Genomic DNA, 20,567 nt, shown 5'->3' on the forward strand with positions numbered 1-20,567 from the left:
CAGCAATAGCGCGGCTGACAGCCAAAGCGTTAAGTATGATGACTGACGATTCGACATTAATGACGAGATGCGACAAAAATTTAGCACGTTGCTCAGCAGTCATAACATTATGAAACATCGGAAAAAGATGAAAATCAGAAGTGATGATGATCACAAATTTTAATTTTTCAGCGCTATGCTATGCTTTTATACGACGAGTGAATCGTTAATTTAAAAACATAAGTGAGGAAAATTATGGGCATCATTTCATGGGTGGTTTTCGGTCTTATCGCTGGGATTTTGGCAAAATGGATTATGCCGGGTAAAGATGGCGGCGGATTCTTTATGACCATTATCTTAGGGGTGGTTGGTGCGGTAGTGGGTGGCTGGATAAGTACCCTCTTTGGTTTTGGTAAAGTCGATGGCTTCAACTTCGGCAGTTTCGTCGTAGCGGTTATCGGCGCGATTGTGGTGTTGTTTATCTACAGAAAAATCAAAAGCTAAGTAAACATACAGACAACAGAGGCCACTGATAAGTGGCCTTTTTCTTTGATTACCACCAGCCCAGTTCCGTTCCCAGAACGACGATGATAGCCACCCCAATCATAATCAACGTTGTTTTTTTCATCGTTATGCTCCCGGCGCAGCGTAACCGCCAATAAAAAACCAGGATAAGAAAACGACAGCGGAAATGAAAATGATGACGGGGAAAATAATACCGAGTCGCATACGATTATCTGCCAGAGTGATTTAAAGACGAGCCAGCATAGCAGGGCTTAATGTACGACAAAAGGGGTTTTATCCTGACGTTTCTTATCTTTGTACATAGCGCTGTCTGCAAGGTGAAGCGCACAGTTTACATCAGTCTCCAGCGGATCAATTTCCACGATGCCCAGACTGGCGCCAGGATAAAACAGATGAATGTCACCCAGGAGGTAGTCGCCACAAATTTGCTGATGTAGTTGATTCTTTACCTGCAGCAGGCGATCGCGTTGCTCTTTGTCATCTTCCGGTGACAGGCTAACGACTAAAAATTCATCACCGCCCAGTCGACCAAGAATATCATTGTCACCGCATTCACCAAGCAGGCGCTGACCAATCTGGATCAGGAACTGATCGCCAACCTCATGACCAAAGCGGTCATTGATCAATTTGAAATCATCCAAATCAATATAGGCGACGACTACCTTCTGCCTGAGGTGGCGGGCAAGCGAAAAAAGGGTCTCGATATTTTCAAAGATTGCGCGCCGATTTTGTAATCCGGTCAGGGCATCGGTATAGGAGTGGGCAATCAGCGCGGCATTCGCTTCGCGTAACTGAGCCACCAGCGACTCTTTTTGAATCGACTGGGCGATCAGGCCCGCAAACAGATGTAACACCTGCTCGCCACGTTGGCTCAAGGCATGCTGGCGACGGCTGGTGGCGCAGAGCGTTCCGTAAAATGTTCCGTCGGGAAGATGAACCGGAGTGCTCAGGAAGGTGGTTATCTCCAGCGTGCGGGCGGCGGTGCATTCCGGCCAGCGGGCGGGTACGTTATCGCTGTACAGACAGTTTTCGTCTATGGCGCGTTTGCACAGCGTCTCATCCCACGGTACGGACAGCCCCTCAGGGATCTGCATCTGCTTGCTATTGCGCGCGTACAAAATATGCTGCAGGCGGGCATCTAAATCGACCTTGGTTAAATAGGTGGATTCCATCTCTGTCACCACTTCCAGCATCTCCAGAAGTTGGCGAACCAGACTCTCAACTGACTGCTCCGTAGCTAAGGATTGTGAGACTCTGGCAAGGATCATGTCCGACATGAGGTGTAAATGCTCCTGAGTAATGACTGGGCTGACGTTGCCCGCATGATAGAACATCAAGGTGAAAGATGAAACACGCCATCCAGCACAGAATGTAAACATAAAATGGATAGCTGGCAGGAAAATATGGAGATAGATGTAAAGTCGGGGTAACCTGCCAGGATAAGTTTTTTAACAGGAGTAAATATGAAACTGGCGTCTATTGTTTTGCCCGGCTTGTTGGTGCTGGCGGGATGTACCGCTCAGCCTGAAGCCCCCAAACCACCTAAGATTGGCATGGCGAATCCGGCATCGGTGTATTGCGAACAAAAGGGCGGCTCGCTGATTGCGGTGCAGACCCCACAAGGCGTAAGGTCAGACTGCAAACTACCCGGCGGTGAAGTTATTGATGAATGGGCGCTCTGGCGTAGAGATCATCCGGAAACGGGTAAGTGATACGCGGTCAGCATTGACGTAGCCACTCAGCGAGCACCAGTGCGTGGTTTTGCTGAGTATTTTTCGCCGCATACAGTAGCGTTAAGGTTTGCTGTCGGGCAATCTCTGCGAGACGCTTTCCTTCCTGCTGCTGTTGGGCCAGTTCAGTGCGGTATTGCTCGGAAAAGTGCGAAAAATCAATCAATTCTGCGTGGAACGCCTTACGTAAATCAGATGACGGCGTAAGCGCTTTATTCCATTCATCAAAAACAAGGTCGGTTTTTTTTATCCCACGAGGCCACAACCGGTCGACCAGTACGCGATAGCCATCATCTTTTTCCGCGGGGTCATACACGCGTTTACATTGAATTTTCATCTTTTCATCCGCTCCTTTAAGCCACTGCTTTGATATATTTCATCACCTTTATTACGGTTAAATAAGATCGTAAAACGTGACCATTATAGCATTCTGCCCGCTCTGACACCCAATTTAAGGGATTGTGATATCAACAAAAAATAGGTAGGCTGAGGCTCCTTATAGTGTCCCTCATTGTCTGGACATAAGGAAAGCTTAATGGAAATTTCCCCAATTAAAGATACGCTTCGCATTGCGCTGGTGGGCGATTACAGTCCCGATATTGTAGCGCACCAGGCTATCCCTCTTGCCATCGATGATGCCGCCGCCGTCCTGGAATTGGTGGCTGATTATGACTGGCTAACCACATCTGATATCAGCAGCAGTGAAGATTTGATCGGCTATGATGCCATCTGGGTCGTTCCTGGCAGTCCATATCGCCATGTTGAAGGGGCGTTGATAGCGATACGCCACGCGCGTGAAAACAGCATCCCATTCCTGGGGACCTGTGGCGGTTTTCAACATGCGGTTCTGGAGTATGCCCGCAACGTGCTGGGCTGGAGCGACGCCGCACACGCGGAGACGGACAGCACGGGTCGGATGGTGATTGCGCCGTTGACCTGCTCGCTGGTAGAAAAAACGGATGATATTGAGCTGCGGGCCAATACGCTGATTGCCAAAGCCTACGGACGGGATGTTATCACCGAGGGGTATCACTGCAACTACGGCGTATCGGAGGATTTTGCCGCCGAGCTTGAAAGCGGCGATCTTCGGGTAACCGGTTGGGATGAAGCTGGTGATATCCGCGCCATTGAGCTGGTGACGCATCCATTTTATGTCGGTACGCTCTTTCAGCATGAACGCGGAGCTCTCGCGGGAAAACCCGTGCCGTTAGTTCAGGCGATGCTGCGCGCCGCGCGTGGATGAAAAAACAGGCAGGTTGTTCATGAACCTGCCCGCTGTATTATGCGTTTGCGATTTCCCGATTGCGTCCCGCGCACAGACCAAACACTGCCATCAGCATCGCTAACACGGCGACACCCGCTAATGGAATCAGCCAGCTACCGTTGAGGTCGTGAATTTTACCCATCAGCGGTGGCCCGCAGGCGGCCAGTAAATACCCAACAGATTGTGCCATGCCGGACAGGGCAGCAGCCTGATGTGCTGAGCTTGCGCGCAGGCCAATAAAGGTCAAGCCGAGGATCATCGTCGCGCCTGAGCCAAAGCCAAACAGGATAGTCCATAGCAATGCCTGGTCTGGCATTACCGCGAATCCTGCCGCGCCGAGGGCGCACATTAACGAAACCAGAGCGGCGATGGCGCGCTGATCCTTAAATCTGTTCAGTACGAGAGGGATTAATAAACCTGGCGCGGCGGTCGCCAACTGCAGTAAACCATGTAACGAACCAGCCTGCGCCTCGCTGTAACCGTGGCTGATCAAAATGGCAGGCAGCCAGCCGATGATCACGTAGTAGATAAGTGAATTGATCCCGAGAAACAGCGTCACCTGCCAGGCGAGGCTTGATCGCCAGATGGCGCGGGAATGCAATGCGCGCGAGTTGCTCAGACTGGCATTGGCCTTCTGGCGGCATTGAGGTAACCAGATAATCAGCGCCAGCAGCGGAAAAACCATCAGTACCATCAGCGCGCCGCGCCAGCCAAACCCGTTCAACGCCAGCGGAACCACAATAGCTGAACCCAGTGCCGCCGCCGCGCCCATGGTCAACGAGTATGCGCCAGTGAGTTTTGCCACATGCTGAGCAAAATCACGCTTGATCAGCCCAGGTAAAAGCACATTTCCCAGTGCGATTCCGCAACCAATGATGGCGGTGCCACTAAACAGGAACCCCGGTGAGGGTAGCGAACGTATCGCAATACCTGCGCAAATCAGTAGCATAGCGGCAAACAGGCTGCGTTCGATGCCCCAACGGCGCGCAACGGCGGCGGCCAGAGGCGATACCAGAGCAAACGCCAGCAGCGGCAGGGTGGTCAGAAGTCCCGTCTGGGCGGTGCTCAGACCATAATCGGCGCGAATTGCATCCAGCAATGGGGCGGCACCGGTAAAGGTGACGCGCAATGTGGTGGCAATCATCAGGATCCCCGCAATCAGCAAAGCTGCGTTTTTGCCGCGGGAGGAAGGCGTATTTGTCATTTTTTTCTCATATCGTCAGGCGAGGCGATACTTTAGCGTTTTTACTCTATGGATGAATCAAGCTAAAATGACAGTTTATCGCTAAAAACGGACATTTTATGTTAGGACTGAGGCTGGATGGGTATGAGCCCGACCTTCATCACGATGCGGCGGTGGCGTTTTGTATTCAGGCCCGGGAAGATGAACTCTTCAGTCCGCTACATCAACACCGTAAGGGTCAGTTGATTCTGGCGTTGCATGGCGCGATCACCTGTGAGGTTGAAAATGCCATGTGGATGGTGCCTCCACAATATGCCGTGTGGATCCCCGGTGAGATTCCACACAGCAACCACGTTACCGTTGGCGCGCAATTGTGCTTTTTGTTTATTGAGCCGCAGGCCGTCGTGATGCCCGAACGCTGCTGCACGCTGAAAATCGCCCCGTTATGTCGGGAGCTTATTCTGGCGCTGGCGTCCAAAACGGATACTCAACGACTGGAGCCGGCAACCCAGCGACTGACGCAGGTATTATTTGATGAACTTCCGCAGCAACCGCAGGAGCAAATGCAGTTACCGGTTTCCGAACACCCGAAAATCCGCAAAATGGTCGCGACGATGGCGCGGGAACCGGCGCAGTGGCAGACCTTGGGGCAGTGGGCCAGCGTATTTGCGATGAGTGAGCGGAACCTTGCCCGTCTGGTCGTTAAGGAAACGGGGTTGAGTTTTCGCCGTTGGCGTCACCAGCTTCAACTGATTCTGGCGCTGCAGGCGCTGATAGATGGTCATAACGTGCAACAGGTTGCGCAAATGCTCGGTTACGATTCAACCACGGCATTTATCACCATGTTCAAAAAAGGCCTGGGACAGACGCCAGGCCGTTATCTGGCTGGGCTGGCTACTGCTTCCCAACAATCAATGACACCAGACCTGCTGCAATGAGCGGCCCCACCGGCACACCGCGAAATAGCGCCACGCCCAGTACCGTGCCCACCAGTAAACCGGCAACGAGCTGAGGTTGGCTGCCCATAAGCGTGATACCGCGCCCGCCAAGCCAGGAGACAAATACCCCGACGGCAATAGCGACCAGTGATTTCCAGTTAACAAAGGAGTGGATGAGCGTGGAGGGCGGTAGCGTTCCGCTGGCGATCGGCGCCATAACGCCAATGGTCAGAATGATAATCCCGACGGTCAGGCCCTGTTTTTCTATCCATGGGAAGAAAGTATTCAGAGGGGTAACACGGACAATGATCAGCACCAGAATTGAAACAGCGACAGTGGTGTTGTGGCTGACAAAGCCCAGAGCTGCCAGTCCGAGCAGGATCAGCAGAGTGACATCAAACATCGTAGTTTCCTTGCCAAAAGAAAAAATAAGCCTGCTTACTGTACGCGTAAATGCGTGACGGAACAGGCTTTTTTTAATGATTATGATTTTTTTTGGGCTAACGCACGATGCGACGTTTTTTACTGCTAACTCGGGCTGTTATTGCTCGCGGCGGAACGGGATTAATTCCGGTTGCGCGATGCGCAGATAATCTGCGGTATCCATAATCACGGATTTTTCGAGCACCCCGGCATTGAACGCAATTTCATTAAAACGCGCAAATAATAGCGGATCGGCAACCAGCTTGAGATTTGGATGGAAGCTAAACGGTGGGATAGCGCCAAATACGCAGCCTGTCAGCTCATCGACTTCCGCAGGGCTGGCAAGTGATGCTCTTAACCCGCCGATATGACTGGCGAGCAGGCTCAGGTCAGCCTGCTGGTCGGCAGGCAGAATCGCCAGTACATGCTGATTTACACCGTTGCCTTTCACCTTACAGACCAGCGCTTTTGCTCCCTGACCCAGCGCGGTACCACGAATTTCAGAAACCGCTTCACATTTACCTACGGCTTCATGGCTTATCACGCGATACGTTGCGCCTTGTTCTGCCAACAGCGAAATTAAACGCTGATGTGTGGCGTTACCTTTGTTCACTTCCGTCATGACTTACTCCTGGTACAACAATGAAAATCCTGTCAGAAAAAAGATCACGCACCGGTGCGTTTTTTCTGTTTGTTCAGGTAGAGCTGTGCATCGGATGCTTTATAGGCATCATCGATGGTGTCGTTTGGCTGCATATTATAAATCCCTGCGGAAAAGCTGATTGATATATCTTGCGCAATAATTTGTAAGTTATAGCGGATCCTCTCCAGCAGACGAGGCGTTAATTCGCCGGGGTGATCGATGAGGATAATACAAAACTCATCCCCACCGAGGCGGATGGCATAGTCGCTTTTGCGAATCGAGGTTTGAATAGCTTTGGCCAAAATGGTGATAATGCGATCGCCTTCCTTATGACCCAGCGTATCATTAATGACTTTTAGTTTATCGCAATCAATGGCGATAAAGGTCACGAGGGTGCCTGAGTTTACTAACTGCTGTAAACGCTGTTCGAGCGTCGGCGTGAGAATTTTACGGTTATAGAGCCCGGTCATCGCGTCACTGATGTTTTCCCGCGTGACGTTGTGGTACAGCCGAAAGTGTGTTCTGACCATATTCAGCAGCAGGATCGTCGCCAGCAGATAGAAGGCGAATATTTTCCAGGAGGAGACAATAAAGTACATAAAATCAAGCGATAAAGTGATGCGTATCCCGCCGGGTATCTCCTTCTGGTAGTGAACGTAGCGAAACAGGTTGGTCTCGCTTTGGTGAACGAGTATCTCTTTACCAGAGTTGATGTCCGAGAGCGTTACGTTAAGATAGCGCCAGACGAGAGGGCGGTCGCTGGTATAAAAAATATTCTTTAAATTCTCTTTGTTGATATCCACCATCACCACGCCTTTTAACTTACTGGCATAGTAGACCGGTGTTAAAAAGCTCATCACCTTTTTCTCGGTCAGATTATCTTCATAAATGCTGGAGATCACCGTGCGCCCCGTGAAGATACCGTCAATATCATTCTGGTCGATTCCCAGGGTACCTTTTTGCAAAAACGACCAGTTGTGTATCGCAAATTTTCGCGAGTCGATCAGATCATAGAAATAGACATAATTATTCTTGAGATCGACGTAATATCGAAATTTATACTCCAGCGTACCTAATCCCTGACCGTAATCTCTTTGCTCACGATTAACGTTTACCGCCTGGTCAAAAGAAGGCAGTAGAAATATATCTTCAAGTTTCTCGCTACATTTTGTGGAGGTAGTTTGCAACGTACCGTGTAATGGCTGGTAGCTATGCTTCGTGAGGTTGAGCCCATGAGTGCCGTTAACGCTGTCGAAAGCGTTGCAAAGTGCTTTTTGTTGCTCGACAGAAGCAGGTTCCTGGGGGGATGAAAAAGTGCGCATCAGATGGGCTGCAATGCTTTGATTAGTATACTTATCATAGAGAAACGACGAGTCTGCTTTCTCATTGATATAGCGCATATACGCATTCATTGCTTTATCGCTGGCAATGAGCTCATAAACCAAAAAAGAAGACGTCAAAACAATTACGCTGACGGAGATAAAGAGCCTGAGCGCTTTATGATGCAATTTCATAATGATTTACAGCCCTGTAAGTCTGATACTTCAGTCTATCACACGGCATACATCCGCTCTAACGCTACTGGAAAGGACATTTTGTAATAAAAATCATTCGCGTGCTTCACCTTTAACTCTTAATGTTGTATTTATAATGCAACTTATAGAAAAGGAGACAGACAGATGAGCGCGACTGAAAAAGCGGGGCATACTTTCTTAGCCAGCCTGGGCAAAACACGTCTGCGTCCGGGAGGCGTTGAAGCAACAGAGTGGTTGTTCAGCCAGTCACAGTTAACGTCCAACAGCCTGGTACTTGAAGTGGCATGCAACATGGCCACGACGGCGATAGAGTTAGTTCAACGCTATGGTTGTACGGTATACGCCATTGATATGGATAAAACCGCACTGGAAAACGCCAGAAACAACGTGGCGGCAAAAGGTCTGGAAAATCACATTCACGTCATGGCTGCTAACGCCAACATCCTTCCTTTTGCGGATAACAGTTTCGACGTTGTGATTAACGAAGCCATGCTGACAATGTATGCCGATAAAGCGAAGGCGAAGTTAGTTGCCGAGTATTTTCGCGTATTGAAGCCCGGCGGTCGTCTGCTCACTCACGACATTATGTTTACCGCACAAAAACTGGGCGCGGGCGAGCAGGGCCAGCTTGTAGAGGTGGTGAAGTCGAATGTCAGCCCGATGACCAGACAAGCCTGGCGCGAGTTATTTCTCAACTGTGGGTTTGAACAGGTCCTGCAGCAGAATGGCGATATGTCGCTGATGTCGCCGCGAGGATTAATTCGTGATGAAGGGCTTACAGGAGCGATTAAAATTGTGTTTAACGGCTTACGCACGAGTGACAATCGTCGCCGGTTCCTGAAAATGTTTCGCTTCTTCCGTTCGCAACGTCACCAGCTCAACTACATTGCCTGCTGCTCCGTAAAGGGAAAATGAAAAGGATAACCGGATGAATATTGATAAAATGAAAAATCAGCATGTTGAAATCCTGGAAAAAATATCATTTCTGCGTAAGTTGAGCCATGCAGGGGTATCATCCAATGCTCAGGAAATTGCTACTGCGATCGTTAGCATGAGTGCAATTATTAAAACGCATTTGTCTGCTGAAGATCAGTTCCTTTATCCGCATATTGAACATGATGGAAGCAGCACGCTCAGACAGGTTAGCTCAAAATTTCAACGCGAAATGACGGATATCGTCAGTGAATATGAAGTTTTTTCCCGGCGCTGGAATATTGCCAGTAAATTAGTAGGTAATGATGCGGCATTCAGATGTGATGCCAACAATGTTCTACGCAAAGTGTATGAGCGTATGCAAAAAGAAAATAAAGACTTCTATCCGCTGGTGGAAAGGATGTAGGGTGTTTTAAAACTCAATGATAAAAGGATGGTGAAGTGTCAGAAAAACACTGGTCGAGAATGGAGTATCTTCATCAGACGGTGACCAACCCTAATATTATTATTAAGGGTACACATAGTTATTACAGTGATTGCTGGGATCAAGGATTCGAACGTTCGGTTGTGAGGTATTTACTCGGCGATGAGATCAGCAAAGACTGGGAACCGCTTGGACATTTGGATAAGTTGATTATCGGGAATTTCGTCTGCATAGGCGCGGAAAGCGTTATTCTGATGGGTGGAAATAGTACGCATCGGCTTGACTGGATCAGCCTTTATCCTTTTATGGCGTCAATCAAAGATGCTTACGAGTTTCGGGGCGACACGGTGTTGCATGATGGTTGTTGGTTAGGTATGCGGGCCATGATCATGCCAGGCGTTACTATTGGGGAAGGCGCTGTTGTTGCAGCAGGTGCGGTGGTGACTAAAGATGTGCCACCGTATGCTGTAGTCGGAGGTAATCCGGCTAAAATAATAAAATATCGCCTGCCGATGGGTGAAATTGAACGATTACTGGCCCTTAATTTGTACCAGCTACCAGAGGAGTCACTCGTGAAAATGCAACCTCTGTTGTCTTCTGGCGATATTTCCGCGCTCGAAGTGGAAGTGGCTTGCCTGAGACAAAATGCGCTATGACATAAAGTCTGGTCAAGATACGTGGTCATAAAAATCAGCCAGAGGAGGTAATCTCTGGCTGATTTGTTTATGTGGTCAGCTATTACTGGTCGTACTTTGCTTATGAAACAGTTCGCGGAATACCGGATAAATATCATCCTGGTCGCGGATATGCTGCATCGCAAAATTTTCAAACGTTGACTGTAGATGTTCGTATTCACGCCACAAGGTCTGGTGCGCGCGGCGGGTGATTTCGATATAGCTATAATATCGCACCACCGGTAGCAGTTTTTTCGCCAGAATCTCGTGACACAACGGTGAATCATCCGCCCAGTTATCACCGTCCGAGGCCTGTGCGGCATAAATATTCCACTGGGCCGGGTCGTAACGGTCTTTTACTACTTCATCCATTAACTTCAACGCGCTGGAGACAATGGTGCCACCGGTTTCCTGAGAGTAGAAGAACTCGTGCTCATCCACCTCTTTCGCCTGGGTATGGTGGCGAATATAAACCACTTCCACGTTTTTGTAGGTCCTGCTCAGGAACAAATACAGCAGGATGTAAAAACGCTTGGCCATGTCTTTGGTCGACTGATCCATTGAGCCAGAAACGTCCATCAGACAAAACATCACTGCCTGGCTGGAAGGATCGGGCCGTTTTTCATAATTCTTGTAGCGTAAATCAAAGGTGTCGATAAACGGCACGCGTTCGATTTTTGCCCGTAATTCGGCAATTTCTTTGCGTAACCGTTCTTCTTCCAGCAACTGCGCTGGTTCACTTTTCGCGATGGTTTCCAAATCTGCTTCGAGCGCATGCAGTTCGCGACGCTTACCCGCCGTCATCGCCGTGCGGCGCGCCAGTGAGTTTTGCAGGGAGCGCACCACGCTGATGTTGGCAGGCACACCGTTTGAGGTAAACCCTGCCCGGTGCGTTTTGTACTCCGTTAACTGACGCTGCTGATTCTGCTTCAGGTTAGGAAGTGCTAAATCTTCGAACAACAGATCGAGATACTCATCTTTAGAGATCTGGAAGACGAATTCATCCTGACCTTCGCCATCCTGGCTGGCCTGGCCTTGCCCGCTTCCTGAACCGCCGCCGCCACCCTGTGGGCGCTCAATACGGTCATTCTGCACAAAATGGTCGTTACCCGGATGCACACGATGGCGCAGGCCGCCACGCCCCTGGTGGAACATCGGTTCGCTAATATCATCGGTCGGAATAGAGACAGATTCGCCGCTATCCACATCAGTCACCGAACGCTTGTTAATGGCCTCGGAGATCGACTGTTTAATTTGCGATTTATAACGGCGTAAGAAGCGCTGACGGTTTACCGTGCTCTTGTTTTTGCCGTTAAGACGTCGGTCTATGAACCAGGTCATATGCCCCCCGTACTGCCAACTGTTCGCCATGTCTGTAAGTGCCGGATGGCGCTGGCGCTATCCGGCCTACGGAACATTGTTTTGCAAGCCCGGTAAGCGCATGCGCCACCGGGCATTTATGCTATTAGGACGATTTACGTACGCGCAAATACCATTCGCACAGTAAACGCACCTGTTTACGCGTGTAGCCTTTTTCCATCATACGATCGACAAAATCGTCGTGCTTTTTCTGCTCGTCAGTCGAGGTTTTGGCATTGAACGAAATCACCGGCAGCAGCTCTTCGGTATTGGAGAACATTTTCTTCTCAATAACCGTGCGCAGTTTTTCGTAACTGGTCCAGTTTGGGTTACGACCGCTGTTATTCGCTCTGGCACGCAGAACAAAGTTAACGATCTCGTTACGGAAATCTTTCGGGTTACTGATACCCGCCGGCTTCTCAATTTTCTCCAGTTCTGAGTTCAGCGACTCACGGTCAAACAGCTGACCGGTATCCGGGTCGCGATACTCCTGATCCTGAATCCAGAAATCCGCATAAGTGACATAGCGGTCGAAAATATTTTGTCCATATTCGGAATAGGATTCGAGATAGGCTGTCTGGATCTCTTTGCCAATGAATTCAGCATATTTCGGGATCAGATAACCTTTCAGGAACTCAAGATATCGTTCAGCCAGCTCCTGTGGGAACTGTTCGCGCTCGATTTGCTGTTCCAGGACGTAGAACAGATGCACCGGGTTCGCCGCAACTTCTGCATGATCAAAGTTAAAGACGCGAGAAAGGATCTTAAACGCAAAACGCGTGGAGAGACCGTTCATTCCCTCATCTACCCCAGCGTAATCCCGATACTCCTGGTAGGACTTCGCTTTTGGATCGGTATCTTTCAGGCTTTCACCATCGTAAACGCGCATCTTCGAGTAAATGCTCGAGTTCTCAGGTTCTTTCAGACGAGAAAGAATGGTGAAGCGAGAGAGCGTTTCCAGCGTACCCGGCGCGCAAGGCGCATGGGTCAGCTCACTATGATTGAGCAGTTTTTCGTAAATCTTGATCTCTTCGGAGATCCGCAGGCAATAAGGCACTTTGACGATGTAAACACGGTCAAGGAACGCCTCATTGTTTTTGTTATTACGGAACGTCACCCATTCGGATTCGTTCGAGTGGGCAAGAATAATCCCGTTAAACGGCAGGGCGGAGATACCTTCTGTCCCGTTGTAGTTTCCTTCCTGGGTTGCGGTCAGCAGAGGATGCAGCACTTTAATCGGTGCTTTAAACATCTCAACGAACTCCATAATCCCCTGGTTTGAGCGGCACAGTGCGCCCGAATAACCATAGGCATCAGGATCGTTCTGGGCGTGGTGTTCGAGTTTACGAATATCCACTTTCCCCACCAGCGCAGAGATATCCTGGTTGTTTTCATCACCAGGCTCCGTTTTGGCGATTGCGATCTGCTCCAGAATAGACGGCCAGACTTTGACGACGCGGAATTTTGTAATGTCCCCGCCAAAATCATGCAGACGTTTCGCAGCCCACGGCGACATGATCGTACCGAGATAGCGACGCGGGATCCCATACTCTTTTTCCAGAATCTGCGCGTCTTCCTGTGGATTAAACAGGCATAACGGATGATCGTTTACCGGACTACGTTCGCCATTGGCGCTCAGGACATAAATCGGTACTCGCTGCATCAGCGACTTCAGCCGCTCAGCAAGAGATGATTTCCCCCCTCCCACAGGCCCCAGCAGATACAGGATCTGCTTCTTCTCTTCCAGACCTTGAGCCGCATGCTTCAAATAAGAAACAATCTGCTCAATGGCGTCTTCCATGCCGTAAAACTCTTCAAAGGCGGGATATCGTGCAATCACCCGATTCGAAAAGAGTCGAGAAAGTCGAGGTTCGTGGGCAGTGTCGACCATGACAGGCTCACCAATAGCCATTAATAGCCGCTCTGCCGCGTTGGCATAAGCACTGCGATCTTGCCGACAAGTGGTAAGAAACTCCTGCAGCGTGAACTCTTCGTCCTTGGCAGCTTCATAACGCTGGCGATAGTGATCGAATATATTCATGGTATGCCGTCCTTTCGTTTTTTAGCACATGTTAAGAGCCGTTCATATGAATAGTAGAGGCCCCTGAAGAGGTAAACTGAACGACGTCGCCGCTGAAGAAATAAGCAACTCTCATGCCATTGTGGTGGTCAGGAGATCAACGCATTCGGTGATACACCTTCTAAAATTAAGCGTAGATGGCATTTGCAAAACTTGCCTGTGTGCGCAAATGAATTTCAATGGCATATCAATAACTCATCAGCAAAAAAAGCACATCTTATGTAAAGAAATGAGGCAGGATTCATACAGTGTTAACCCTTCTGCAAGCAAATTGTCATCACTCGCTGAGAAATTAGGGGGTTACATTCCGGGGCGAATACGTAAAATAGTTGGGCTGAAGAGTATTGGCGGTTACACTTTGACCGCTACACATTTGAATAAGGAATTATGGACTGTGACCAAACTCAAACTTCTGGCATTGGGCATCCTTGCAGCAACCGCAGTTAGCACCGCACAGGCGGAAAGTCAGTGGACTGTTGGTGCAGGTGCCGGCGTGATTAACAGCCCGTACAAACAGTATGACCGTGATGTTTATCCCGTTCCGGTTGTCACCTATGAAGGCGATAACGTCTGGTTCCACGGTCTGGGTGGCGGCTACTATCTGTGGAATGATACGGCAGATAAGCTCTCCATCATGGCGTACTATGATCCGACGCACTTCAAGCCGGGTGATAGCGATAGCCATGCTTTGCGCCAACTCGACAAGCGTAAAAGCAGCTTGATGGCTGGCCTCTCGTATGTACATAACACCCAGTATGGTTTCCTGCGTACTGCACTGGCGGGTGATACTCTGGATAACAGCAATGGTTTTATCTGGGATCTGGCCTGGCTCTACCGTTACACCAACGGTGCGCTGACTCTGACGCCGGGTATCGGTGTGCAGTACAGCAGCGAAAACTACAACGACTATTATTATGGCGTGTCTAATAACGAGTCTCGCCGCAGTGGTCTGAAAAGCTACAACGCTGACGATGGTTGGGATCCGTTCCTGGAGTTAACCGCGAGCTATAACTTCCTTGGCAACTGGAACGTATACGGCACTGGCCGTTATGTGCGTTTGAGTGATGAAGTGAAGGACAGCCCAATGGTTGACAAGTCCTGGTCTGGCATCTTCTCAGTGGGTGTGACCTACAAGTTCTGATACCACTGCGTGTCAAACACTAGCCCGCAGAGATGCGGGCTTTTTTGTGCGTAACAGAGATGAATGTTGATCTAAAACATGAGATTTGATTTTTTGTGCCATTATGACATTACACCTGGTCGCAACGAATATTTAACGTAGTTTCTCTGTCGCAATTACCAAAATTAAACCTCTTGCATGATTAACCTTAAATATCTTCGTTTGGTAAGGGAGGCGTATCTGCACAATTTTACGAATCATTGTCCTGTGTAAGTGATTTTGGTTTGTGCAATATCTTGATAGGATTCTCTTTTATAATCGTAGCATGCATTTATTATTTCTTATCGTGCGCTATAAAACAGTTGATAACTATTTTATTCTTTTTGATTAACATTGAAAGTTAACTTTCATTTGAAAAAAAGAAAACCATTCAATTCATTTTTACTTTACATCTTTTAGGTATTTATCTGAAAAAATTAAAATTGACATTAAATTATCTATTGCAGATATTAATCCAACTTAAAGTTAAGACAGTAACTCTGCGTGGCTGAGGTATTACATGCCATGTGGCTTTCTTGAGAATCAACCGGGTATAAATAATGAAAAAGTTAATCTTGATAGCGATGATGAGCTGCGTTCTGGCGGGATGTTCCACTGAGGCTTCACGCATGAATGCTTGCGAAAGCAAGGGCGTGAGCCGCGATGCCTGCTATATCGCAGAGCAAAACCGTCAGGCGACAATCAATGCCGCAGCTGAAAAACAGGCTATGGAAAACGCGCAAAACGTATATAGCTCAAATGATACTAATACCAGTCATCACCACAAACACGACAAATATTAAGATTTAACTTATGAAAAAATTAATAATTATCGCTGTGCTGGCAGCGACATCTGCAGCGGTGCCCGCCTATGCCATCAGTGAAGCATATCGACAGCAGCTGCAGCATGAACATAAAACGATGGTCAGCGATGCGAATGCCCCGGCACACGTCACTAAAACCACGCCAGTGCATGTGAATAAACTGGGTGTGGACTTTAAACGCGGCGCTGATGGTATTGCTTATATTAATGGCAAAGCTGCGGCAAATGATGAGAACAGTGCAGAAGCTCAGACTTATAGCGCGGGCCTGATTTCCGTCATCGTTTATAAAAATGGAAAGATCAATGCGATGAAAGAGGGTAAATATTTAGGCCGCTTGAAATAATCGCCGCGCAGTTAAGAATTTTTCTATTTAGCCCGGGAGCATTATTTCTTCCCGGGTTTTTTATGCCATTGCCATAGCGGTCAATCCCAATCACGGATGGTGCAATTTGTGCACCTTAACAGGACACATGCCGGTTGTTTTGCTTTACTGTGGTGCATTAACACAGGAGGGTGCGATGACAGCGAAACAGGTGATGTTTACAAAGCAGGAATCGCTTCCTGCTATTGGGCAGGGAACATGGTACATGGGCGAGGACCGAAGCCGACGCCGGGATGAAGTTTCTGCGCTGCAGGCTGGTCTGGATCTCGGGCTGCGGCTGATTGATACCGCCGAAATGTATGCTGATGGCGCAGCGGAAGAGGTGGTGGGTGAAGCAATAGCGGGGCGGCGTGATAACGCCTTTTTAGTCTCGAAAGTTTATCCCTGGAATGCCGGTGGACAGAAGGCCATTACCGCCTGTGAAGCGAGCTTGCGTCGACTGAAAACTGATTATCTGGATCTTTATTTGCTGCACTGGACGGGCGATTTTTCATTTGCTGAGACTGTTAATGCCATGGAAGCGCTTATTGCGCAAGGGAAAATCCGTCGCTGGGGCGTCTCAAATCTTGATTATGATGATATGCAGGCGTTATGGCAGGTACCTGGTGGGCGGGAATGCGCAACTAACCAGGTGCTTTACCACTTAGCATCGCGCGGTATTGAATATGATTTGCTGCCGTGGTGCCAGCAGCAGCAGATGCCAGTTATGGCATACAGCCCACTGGCTCAGGCAGGTCGACTGCGCGGTGACTTGCTTGCTAACTCTGTGGTTAACGACATCGCGCGCGCGCACAATGTCAGCGCTGCTCAGGTTTTGCTGGCGTGGGTGATTCGTCTACCGGGCGTAATGGCGATTCCGAAAGCGGCAAGCGTAGCGCATGTGGAACAGAATGCCGCTGCCCTGGAGATAGCGCTCTCTGTTGATGAGCTGAAGCAGTTAGATAAGGCATATCCGGCACCAAAAGGCAAAACGGCGCTGGATATGGCCTGATTTGTCGAATAGCCTACGGCTGCGAGCGGTTTGTAGGCCGGATAAGGCGTGAGCCGCATCCGGCATGGTGCTCAGAGCTGTGTTAGCGTTTAGCTACCCGGATAGTCTGCGCCAGGCGAGACGGTTTTTCTTCAGTGGTTTTCTGCGGAGCTGTCGCATAAGCCGTCTCTACGCAAACAAACGTTTTGTAGCCGTCATCAGGCATGTCGCCCATGCTGACGGACAGTGCCGGGCCCGGGTTCCAGCCCACGACATTCAGATGATGGTGGTGGACGACGTCGATATTGCGATTCAGCGCAGCATCATGAATCACGCTGCACGCTTCCGGATTCAGATAGACACGATCGGTGCGATCCGGGAAGGTCTGGATACCATCAGCCAGCACATCTTCTTTAGCATCATTCACTTTATCGATCAGACGATCGCCAAGACCACTGACTTTCACCGCCGCAATATCACCGACGTTGAAATAGGTATGCAGCGCAGAGGTGGTTTCAAACTCACCGTGAGCTTCCAGTTCCATCTCGCAGGTAGCGCCCACTTTGAAACGGGCCAACAGGCAGAATTCATGCGGCCATAGCTGACGCGTTTCAGCGTTGCTTTGCAGTTCAAACGTCAGCACCACGCCATTGTCGTCTTCGTTGTGTGCTTTTAGCGTCCATGGCAGGTTACGGGCAAAGCCATGAGAAGGCAGACCCTGCTGAGCCGCCGGACCAAACCACGGCCAGCATATTGGTACGCCGCCACGCAGCGCTACGCCGGTTTTAAACGGAGTGTTGTTACTTAACCACAGAACTTCCTCTTCGCCGTTTGGTTTCCAGGAAAGAAGGTGTGCGCCCTGCAGTGCGAAAGAAGCTTTAACCTGTGGGTGATCGACAACAAGAACCTCAAGCTCATCAAGCTGACGGCGGGAGAGGACAGGGGTAATTTGTTCAATGACCGGGAGAGCGAAAATTTTGTTAATCATGATGCAATCCTTGGTGTTTAAATATTTTGGTCATAAAAAAAGGCGACCGAAGTCGCCTTTTTGGATCAGATACTCATCTCAACTTATTTGGAGATGTGAGCAATCAGGTCCAGAACTTTGTTGGAGTAACCAGTTTCGTTGTCGTACCAGGATACCAGTTTCACGAAGTTGTCGTTCAGTGCGATACCAGCTTTAGCATCGAACACGGAAGTGCAAACTTCACCGTTGAAATCGGTAGATACTACGTCGTCTTCGGTGTAACCCAGAACGCCTTTCATCGGGCCTTCGGAAGCAGCTTTGATTGCTTTCTTAATTTCTTCGTAAGAAGCAGCTTTTTCCAGACGAACGGTCAGGTCAACAACAGATACGTTCGGGGTAGGAACGCGGAACGCCATACCAGTCAGTTTGCCATTCAGTTCTGGCAGTACTTTACCTACAGCTTTAGCAGCACCGGTAGAGGACGGGATGATGTTCTGGGATGCGCCGCGGCCGCCGCGCCAGTCTTTGTGAGACGGGCCATCAACGGTTTTCTGAGTAGCGGTGGTTGCGTGAACAGTAGTCATCAGACCTTCGATGATGCCGAAGTTGTCGTTGATAACTTTAGCCAGCGGAGCCAGGCAGTTAGTGGTGCAGGAAGCGTTAGAAACGATGTCCTGACCTTCGTATTTGTCAAAGTTAGCGCCTTTAACAAACATCGGAGTGTTATCTTTGGACGGACCAGTCAGAACCACTTTTTTCGCGCCAGCAGTGATGTGCTTACGAGCGGTTTCGTCTGTCAGGAACAGGCCAGTAGCTTCAGCTACTACGTCAACACCAACTTCGTCCCATTTCAGGTTAGCCGGATCACGTTCAGCGGTAACACGGATTTTTTTACCGTTTACGATCAGATGACCGTCTTTCACTTCAACGGTACCGTTGAAACGGCCGTGAGTGGAGTCATATTTCAGCATGTAAGCCATGTAGTCAGCGTCTAACAGGTCGTTGATTGCAACGATCTCGATGTCAGAGCGTTCTTGAGCAGCACGGAAAACAATGCGACCGATACGGCCAAAACCGTTGATACCTACTTTGATAGTCATATATTCCACCAGCTATTTGTTAGTGAATAAAAGGTTGCCTGTAAAATTACAAAAACCTTACGCAGCGTCAAGCGGAATCGTGTCAATCATTGCGACAAATCAAACTGCTGCCTAAGCTTTGCGCAACTGACTCGCCTCACTCTTCCTTTGGGCTTGAAACCACATGGGGTCGGCGGCCCGAATTTTAAAGGGCAATCAAGATAAAAATGTGATTCTGATCACGAATTGCAGGCTGCCATTTCGCAAGGATTAAGTTTAGAACAAAAGTTCGTACTCCGGTGTTAATGTTTTGTTAGAATCTGTCTCGCGATGTGAGTTTAGATAAAGCGAGATGTGAGCAAATGGCTAATCAACCTTCTCCAGAAGAACTGAAAAATAATTTAACCGAAATGCAGTTCTACGTGACGCAGAATCACGGGACAGAACCGCCATTTACCGGGCGTTTGCTGCATAACAAACGTGACGGCATCTACCACTGTCTGATCTGCGACAAACCGCTATTTCGTTCCGAGACAAAATATGACTCAGGCTGCGGCTGGCCCAGCTTTTACGAGCCTGTCAGTGAAGAGGCTATCCGTTACATAAAAGATACGTCACACGGTATGCAGCGCATTGAAATCCGCTGCGGTAACTGCGATGCGCACCTGGGACACGTCTTCCCGGATGGCCCGAAACCTACCGGTGAACGTTACTGCGTTAACTCAGCGTCTTTGAACTTCACCGATGGTGAAAACGGTGAGCAAACCAAGGGCTGAAGAAACGATTCAGCAAATTATTCTGCGGAGAGTGGATTTAACATGAATCTTGATGAGATGATCAACAGCATGACGCCGGAAGTTTATCAGCGCTTATCTACTGCCGTTGAACTCGGAAAATGGCCGGATGGCGTGGCGCTAACGGCAGAACAAAAAGAGAACTGCTTGCAATTGGTCATGTTATGGCAGGCGCGAAACAATATTGACGCGCAGCATATGACAATTGATACCAACGGTGAGATGGTGATGAAGAGTAAGCAGCAGCTGAAAGTGGAATTTGGTATTTCACCCGAACCGATAGCGACGTTTAAATCTTGATTACCCAGGCCCGGCATATATAGGTGTCGGGCCCGCAACTGATGTTATTTCTTGTTCATCATCGCCTTCAGATCGGCGAACGGGTTATATTTCGCTTCACCGACGTCTTTCTGCGCATCTTCGCCCGCCACTACGGTAGAACCATACTGATCCACTTCTGTGTATTTCGAGTGCTCATGATCGTGGCAGTACAGGCACAACATTTCCCAGTTGCTACCATCTTCCGGATTATTGGAGTGATCGTGATCGATATGGTGTACCGTCAACTCGCGCAAATTTGAATACGCGAATTCACGGGAACAACGTCCGCAGACCCAGGGAAAGAGTTTAAGCGCCTTTTCCCGGTAACCGACTTCCAGACGGGCGTAATTTTTAGGGATAAAAGCCATAAAGCTCATGCCT

At 49.2% G+C, this 20,567-nt stretch carries 25 protein-coding genes and 1 pseudogene; 13 read left to right on the forward strand and 13 right to left on the reverse strand.

The window, feature by feature from the left end; all coding sequences use genetic code 11:
- Window positions 1-234: 234 nt before the first annotated feature.
- Complete coding sequence (locus tag WHR59_RS10325; protein WP_043016663.1) at window positions 235-483, forward strand: GlsB/YeaQ/YmgE family stress response membrane protein; 249 nt, start codon at window positions 235-237, stop codon at window positions 481-483.
- 49 nt (window positions 484-532) lie between these two features.
- Here WHR59_RS10325 and yoaJ read toward each other — a convergent pair whose 3' ends face one another.
- The 3 genes from yoaJ to WHR59_RS10340 are packed head-to-tail and all read right to left on the reverse strand — an operon-like array spanning window position 533 to window position 1,781.
- Window positions 533-607 (reverse strand): protein YoaJ, encoded by a 75-nt coding sequence (gene yoaJ, locus WHR59_RS10330; protein WP_099530266.1) that lies wholly within the window; start codon window positions 605-607, stop codon window positions 533-535.
- A 2-nt stretch (window positions 608-609) separates the two neighbouring features.
- Complete coding sequence (locus WHR59_RS10335; RefSeq protein WP_032941789.1) at window positions 610-708, reverse strand: YoaK family small membrane protein; 99 nt, start codon at window positions 706-708, stop codon at window positions 610-612.
- 47 nt (window positions 709-755) lie between these two features.
- Entirely contained in the window at window positions 756-1,781 is a 1,026-nt protein-coding gene (locus WHR59_RS10340; protein WP_338843960.1) for a sensor domain-containing diguanylate cyclase, read from the reverse strand.
- Between the two features lie 186 nt (window positions 1,782-1,967).
- Here WHR59_RS10340 and WHR59_RS10345 point away from each other — a divergent pair, with 186 nt between their 5' ends.
- Complete coding sequence (locus WHR59_RS10345; protein WP_047411803.1) at window positions 1,968-2,216, forward strand: DUF333 domain-containing protein; 249 nt, start codon at window positions 1,968-1,970, stop codon at window positions 2,214-2,216.
- Between the two features lie 7 nt (window positions 2,217-2,223).
- Here WHR59_RS10345 and WHR59_RS10350 read toward each other — a convergent pair whose 3' ends face one another.
- Window positions 2,224-2,571, reverse strand: coding sequence for a DUF488 domain-containing protein (locus tag WHR59_RS10350; RefSeq protein WP_043016660.1), 348 nt, complete (start codon window positions 2,569-2,571; stop codon window positions 2,224-2,226).
- Window positions 2,572-2,769: 198 nt separating this feature from the next.
- On the opposite strand from WHR59_RS10350, the gene WHR59_RS10355 reads away from it, so the two are divergent.
- Window positions 2,770-3,477 carry a CTP synthase C-terminal region-related (seleno)protein gene (locus WHR59_RS10355; protein ID WP_087050668.1) on the forward strand — a complete coding sequence of 236 codons (708 nt, stop codon included), beginning with the start codon at window positions 2,770-2,772 and terminating at the stop codon, window positions 3,475-3,477.
- A 37-nt stretch (window positions 3,478-3,514) separates the two neighbouring features.
- On the opposite strand, the gene WHR59_RS10360 is transcribed toward WHR59_RS10355, so the two are convergent.
- Window positions 3,515-4,702 (reverse strand): CynX/NimT family MFS transporter, encoded by a 1,188-nt coding sequence (locus WHR59_RS10360; RefSeq protein ID WP_087053164.1) that lies wholly within the window; start codon window positions 4,700-4,702, stop codon window positions 3,515-3,517.
- A gap of 98 nt (window positions 4,703-4,800) precedes the next feature.
- Between WHR59_RS10360 and WHR59_RS10365 the strand changes: the two are divergent.
- Window positions 4,801-5,599: pseudogene (locus WHR59_RS10365) on the forward strand (AraC family transcriptional regulator).
- Here WHR59_RS10365 and WHR59_RS10370 read toward each other — a convergent pair.
- From WHR59_RS10370 to dgcJ, 3 genes are all read right to left on the reverse strand, one after another.
- Complete coding sequence (locus WHR59_RS10370) at window positions 5,576-6,022, reverse strand: DUF441 domain-containing protein (RefSeq protein ID WP_043016656.1); 447 nt, start codon at window positions 6,020-6,022, stop codon at window positions 5,576-5,578. The pseudogene WHR59_RS10365 and the gene WHR59_RS10370 sit on opposite strands and share 24 nt — an antisense overlap.
- Window positions 6,023-6,160: 138 nt before the next feature.
- The gene (locus WHR59_RS10375) at window positions 6,161-6,664 is read right to left on the reverse strand and encodes a YbaK/prolyl-tRNA synthetase associated domain-containing protein (RefSeq protein WP_080625063.1); all 504 of its coding nucleotides are present in this window, start codon (window positions 6,662-6,664) and stop codon (window positions 6,161-6,163) included.
- 44 nt (window positions 6,665-6,708) lie between these two features.
- Window positions 6,709-8,199, reverse strand: coding sequence for a diguanylate cyclase DgcJ (gene dgcJ / locus WHR59_RS10380; protein WP_338843963.1), 1,491 nt, complete (start codon window positions 8,197-8,199; stop codon window positions 6,709-6,711).
- A 165-nt stretch (window positions 8,200-8,364) separates the two neighbouring features.
- On the opposite strand from dgcJ, the gene WHR59_RS10385 reads away from it, so the two are divergent.
- Genes WHR59_RS10385 through WHR59_RS10395 form a run of 3 tightly spaced genes read left to right on the forward strand, consistent with a single transcriptional unit; the run spans window position 8,365 to window position 10,233 of the window.
- Window positions 8,365-9,135: a class I SAM-dependent methyltransferase gene (locus tag WHR59_RS10385; RefSeq protein WP_338843965.1), complete on the forward strand. Its 771-nt coding sequence runs from the start codon at window positions 8,365-8,367 to the stop codon at window positions 9,133-9,135.
- A 13-nt stretch (window positions 9,136-9,148) separates the two neighbouring features.
- Window positions 9,149-9,559 carry a hemerythrin domain-containing protein gene (locus WHR59_RS10390; protein ID WP_043016652.1) on the forward strand — a complete coding sequence of 137 codons (411 nt, stop codon included), beginning with the start codon at window positions 9,149-9,151 and terminating at the stop codon, window positions 9,557-9,559.
- Window positions 9,560-9,594: 35 nt separating this feature from the next.
- Entirely contained in the window at window positions 9,595-10,233 is a 639-nt protein-coding gene (locus WHR59_RS10395; RefSeq protein ID WP_181634622.1) for a CatB-related O-acetyltransferase, read from the forward strand.
- A 75-nt stretch (window positions 10,234-10,308) separates the two neighbouring features.
- Here WHR59_RS10395 and WHR59_RS10400 read toward each other — a convergent pair whose 3' ends face one another.
- Together WHR59_RS10400 and yeaG are read right to left on the reverse strand one after the other, a co-directional pair.
- The gene (locus WHR59_RS10400) at window positions 10,309-11,592 is read right to left on the reverse strand and encodes a YeaH/YhbH family protein (RefSeq protein ID WP_043016650.1); all 1,284 of its coding nucleotides are present in this window, start codon (window positions 11,590-11,592) and stop codon (window positions 10,309-10,311) included.
- A 124-nt stretch (window positions 11,593-11,716) separates the two neighbouring features.
- Window positions 11,717-13,651, reverse strand: coding sequence for a protein kinase YeaG (yeaG, locus tag WHR59_RS10405; RefSeq protein ID WP_043016649.1), 1,935 nt, complete (start codon window positions 13,649-13,651; stop codon window positions 11,717-11,719).
- A 433-nt stretch (window positions 13,652-14,084) separates the two neighbouring features.
- Between yeaG and WHR59_RS10410 the strand changes: the two genes are divergently transcribed.
- The 4 genes from WHR59_RS10410 to WHR59_RS10425 all read left to right on the forward strand — a co-directional run bounded on the left by WHR59_RS10410 (window position 14,085) and on the right by WHR59_RS10425 (window position 17,046).
- Entirely contained in the window at window positions 14,085-14,831 is a 747-nt protein-coding gene (locus tag WHR59_RS10410; protein ID WP_043016648.1) for a MipA/OmpV family protein, read from the forward strand.
- 578 nt (window positions 14,832-15,409) lie between these two features.
- Complete coding sequence (locus WHR59_RS10415; RefSeq protein WP_043016647.1) at window positions 15,410-15,652, forward strand: hypothetical protein; 243 nt, start codon at window positions 15,410-15,412, stop codon at window positions 15,650-15,652.
- A 10-nt stretch (window positions 15,653-15,662) separates the two neighbouring features.
- Window positions 15,663-16,016 carry a hypothetical protein gene (locus WHR59_RS10420; protein WP_199995102.1) on the forward strand — a complete coding sequence of 118 codons (354 nt, stop codon included), beginning with the start codon at window positions 15,663-15,665 and terminating at the stop codon, window positions 16,014-16,016.
- 175 nt (window positions 16,017-16,191) lie between these two features.
- Window positions 16,192-17,046 (forward strand): aldo/keto reductase, encoded by an 855-nt coding sequence (locus WHR59_RS10425; RefSeq protein WP_199995103.1) that lies wholly within the window; start codon window positions 16,192-16,194, stop codon window positions 17,044-17,046.
- 82 nt (window positions 17,047-17,128) lie between these two features.
- Here the strand turns inward: WHR59_RS10425 and WHR59_RS10430 are convergent, their stop codons facing one another.
- On the reverse strand, window positions 17,129-18,013 hold the full coding sequence (locus WHR59_RS10430) for a D-hexose-6-phosphate mutarotase (RefSeq protein ID WP_338843966.1): 885 nt from the start codon (window positions 18,011-18,013) through the stop codon (window positions 17,129-17,131).
- Window positions 18,014-18,096: 83 nt separating this feature from the next.
- On the reverse strand, window positions 18,097-19,092 hold the full coding sequence (gene gapA / locus WHR59_RS10435; RefSeq protein ID WP_003030697.1) for a glyceraldehyde-3-phosphate dehydrogenase: 996 nt from the start codon (window positions 19,090-19,092) through the stop codon (window positions 18,097-18,099).
- Between the two features lie 341 nt (window positions 19,093-19,433).
- On the opposite strand from gapA, the gene msrB reads away from it, so the two are divergent.
- Both msrB and WHR59_RS10445 read left to right on the forward strand, forming a co-directional pair.
- Window positions 19,434-19,847 carry a peptide-methionine (R)-S-oxide reductase MsrB gene (gene msrB / locus WHR59_RS10440; RefSeq protein WP_043016643.1) on the forward strand — a complete coding sequence of 138 codons (414 nt, stop codon included), beginning with the start codon at window positions 19,434-19,436 and terminating at the stop codon, window positions 19,845-19,847.
- 42 nt (window positions 19,848-19,889) lie between these two features.
- The gene (locus WHR59_RS10445) at window positions 19,890-20,165 is read left to right on the forward strand and encodes a YeaC family protein (RefSeq protein WP_043016642.1); all 276 of its coding nucleotides are present in this window, start codon (window positions 19,890-19,892) and stop codon (window positions 20,163-20,165) included.
- Window positions 20,166-20,209: 44 nt separating this feature from the next.
- Here WHR59_RS10445 and yajD read toward each other — a convergent pair whose 3' ends face one another.
- On the reverse strand, window positions 20,210-20,554 hold the full coding sequence (gene yajD / locus WHR59_RS10450) for an HNH nuclease YajD (protein WP_043017929.1): 345 nt from the start codon (window positions 20,552-20,554) through the stop codon (window positions 20,210-20,212).
- Between the last annotated feature and the right edge of the window lie 13 nt (window positions 20,555-20,567).

Source organism: Citrobacter europaeus (assembly GCF_037482245.1).
Classification (GTDB): Bacteria; Pseudomonadota; Gammaproteobacteria; order Enterobacterales; family Enterobacteriaceae; genus Citrobacter; species Citrobacter europaeus.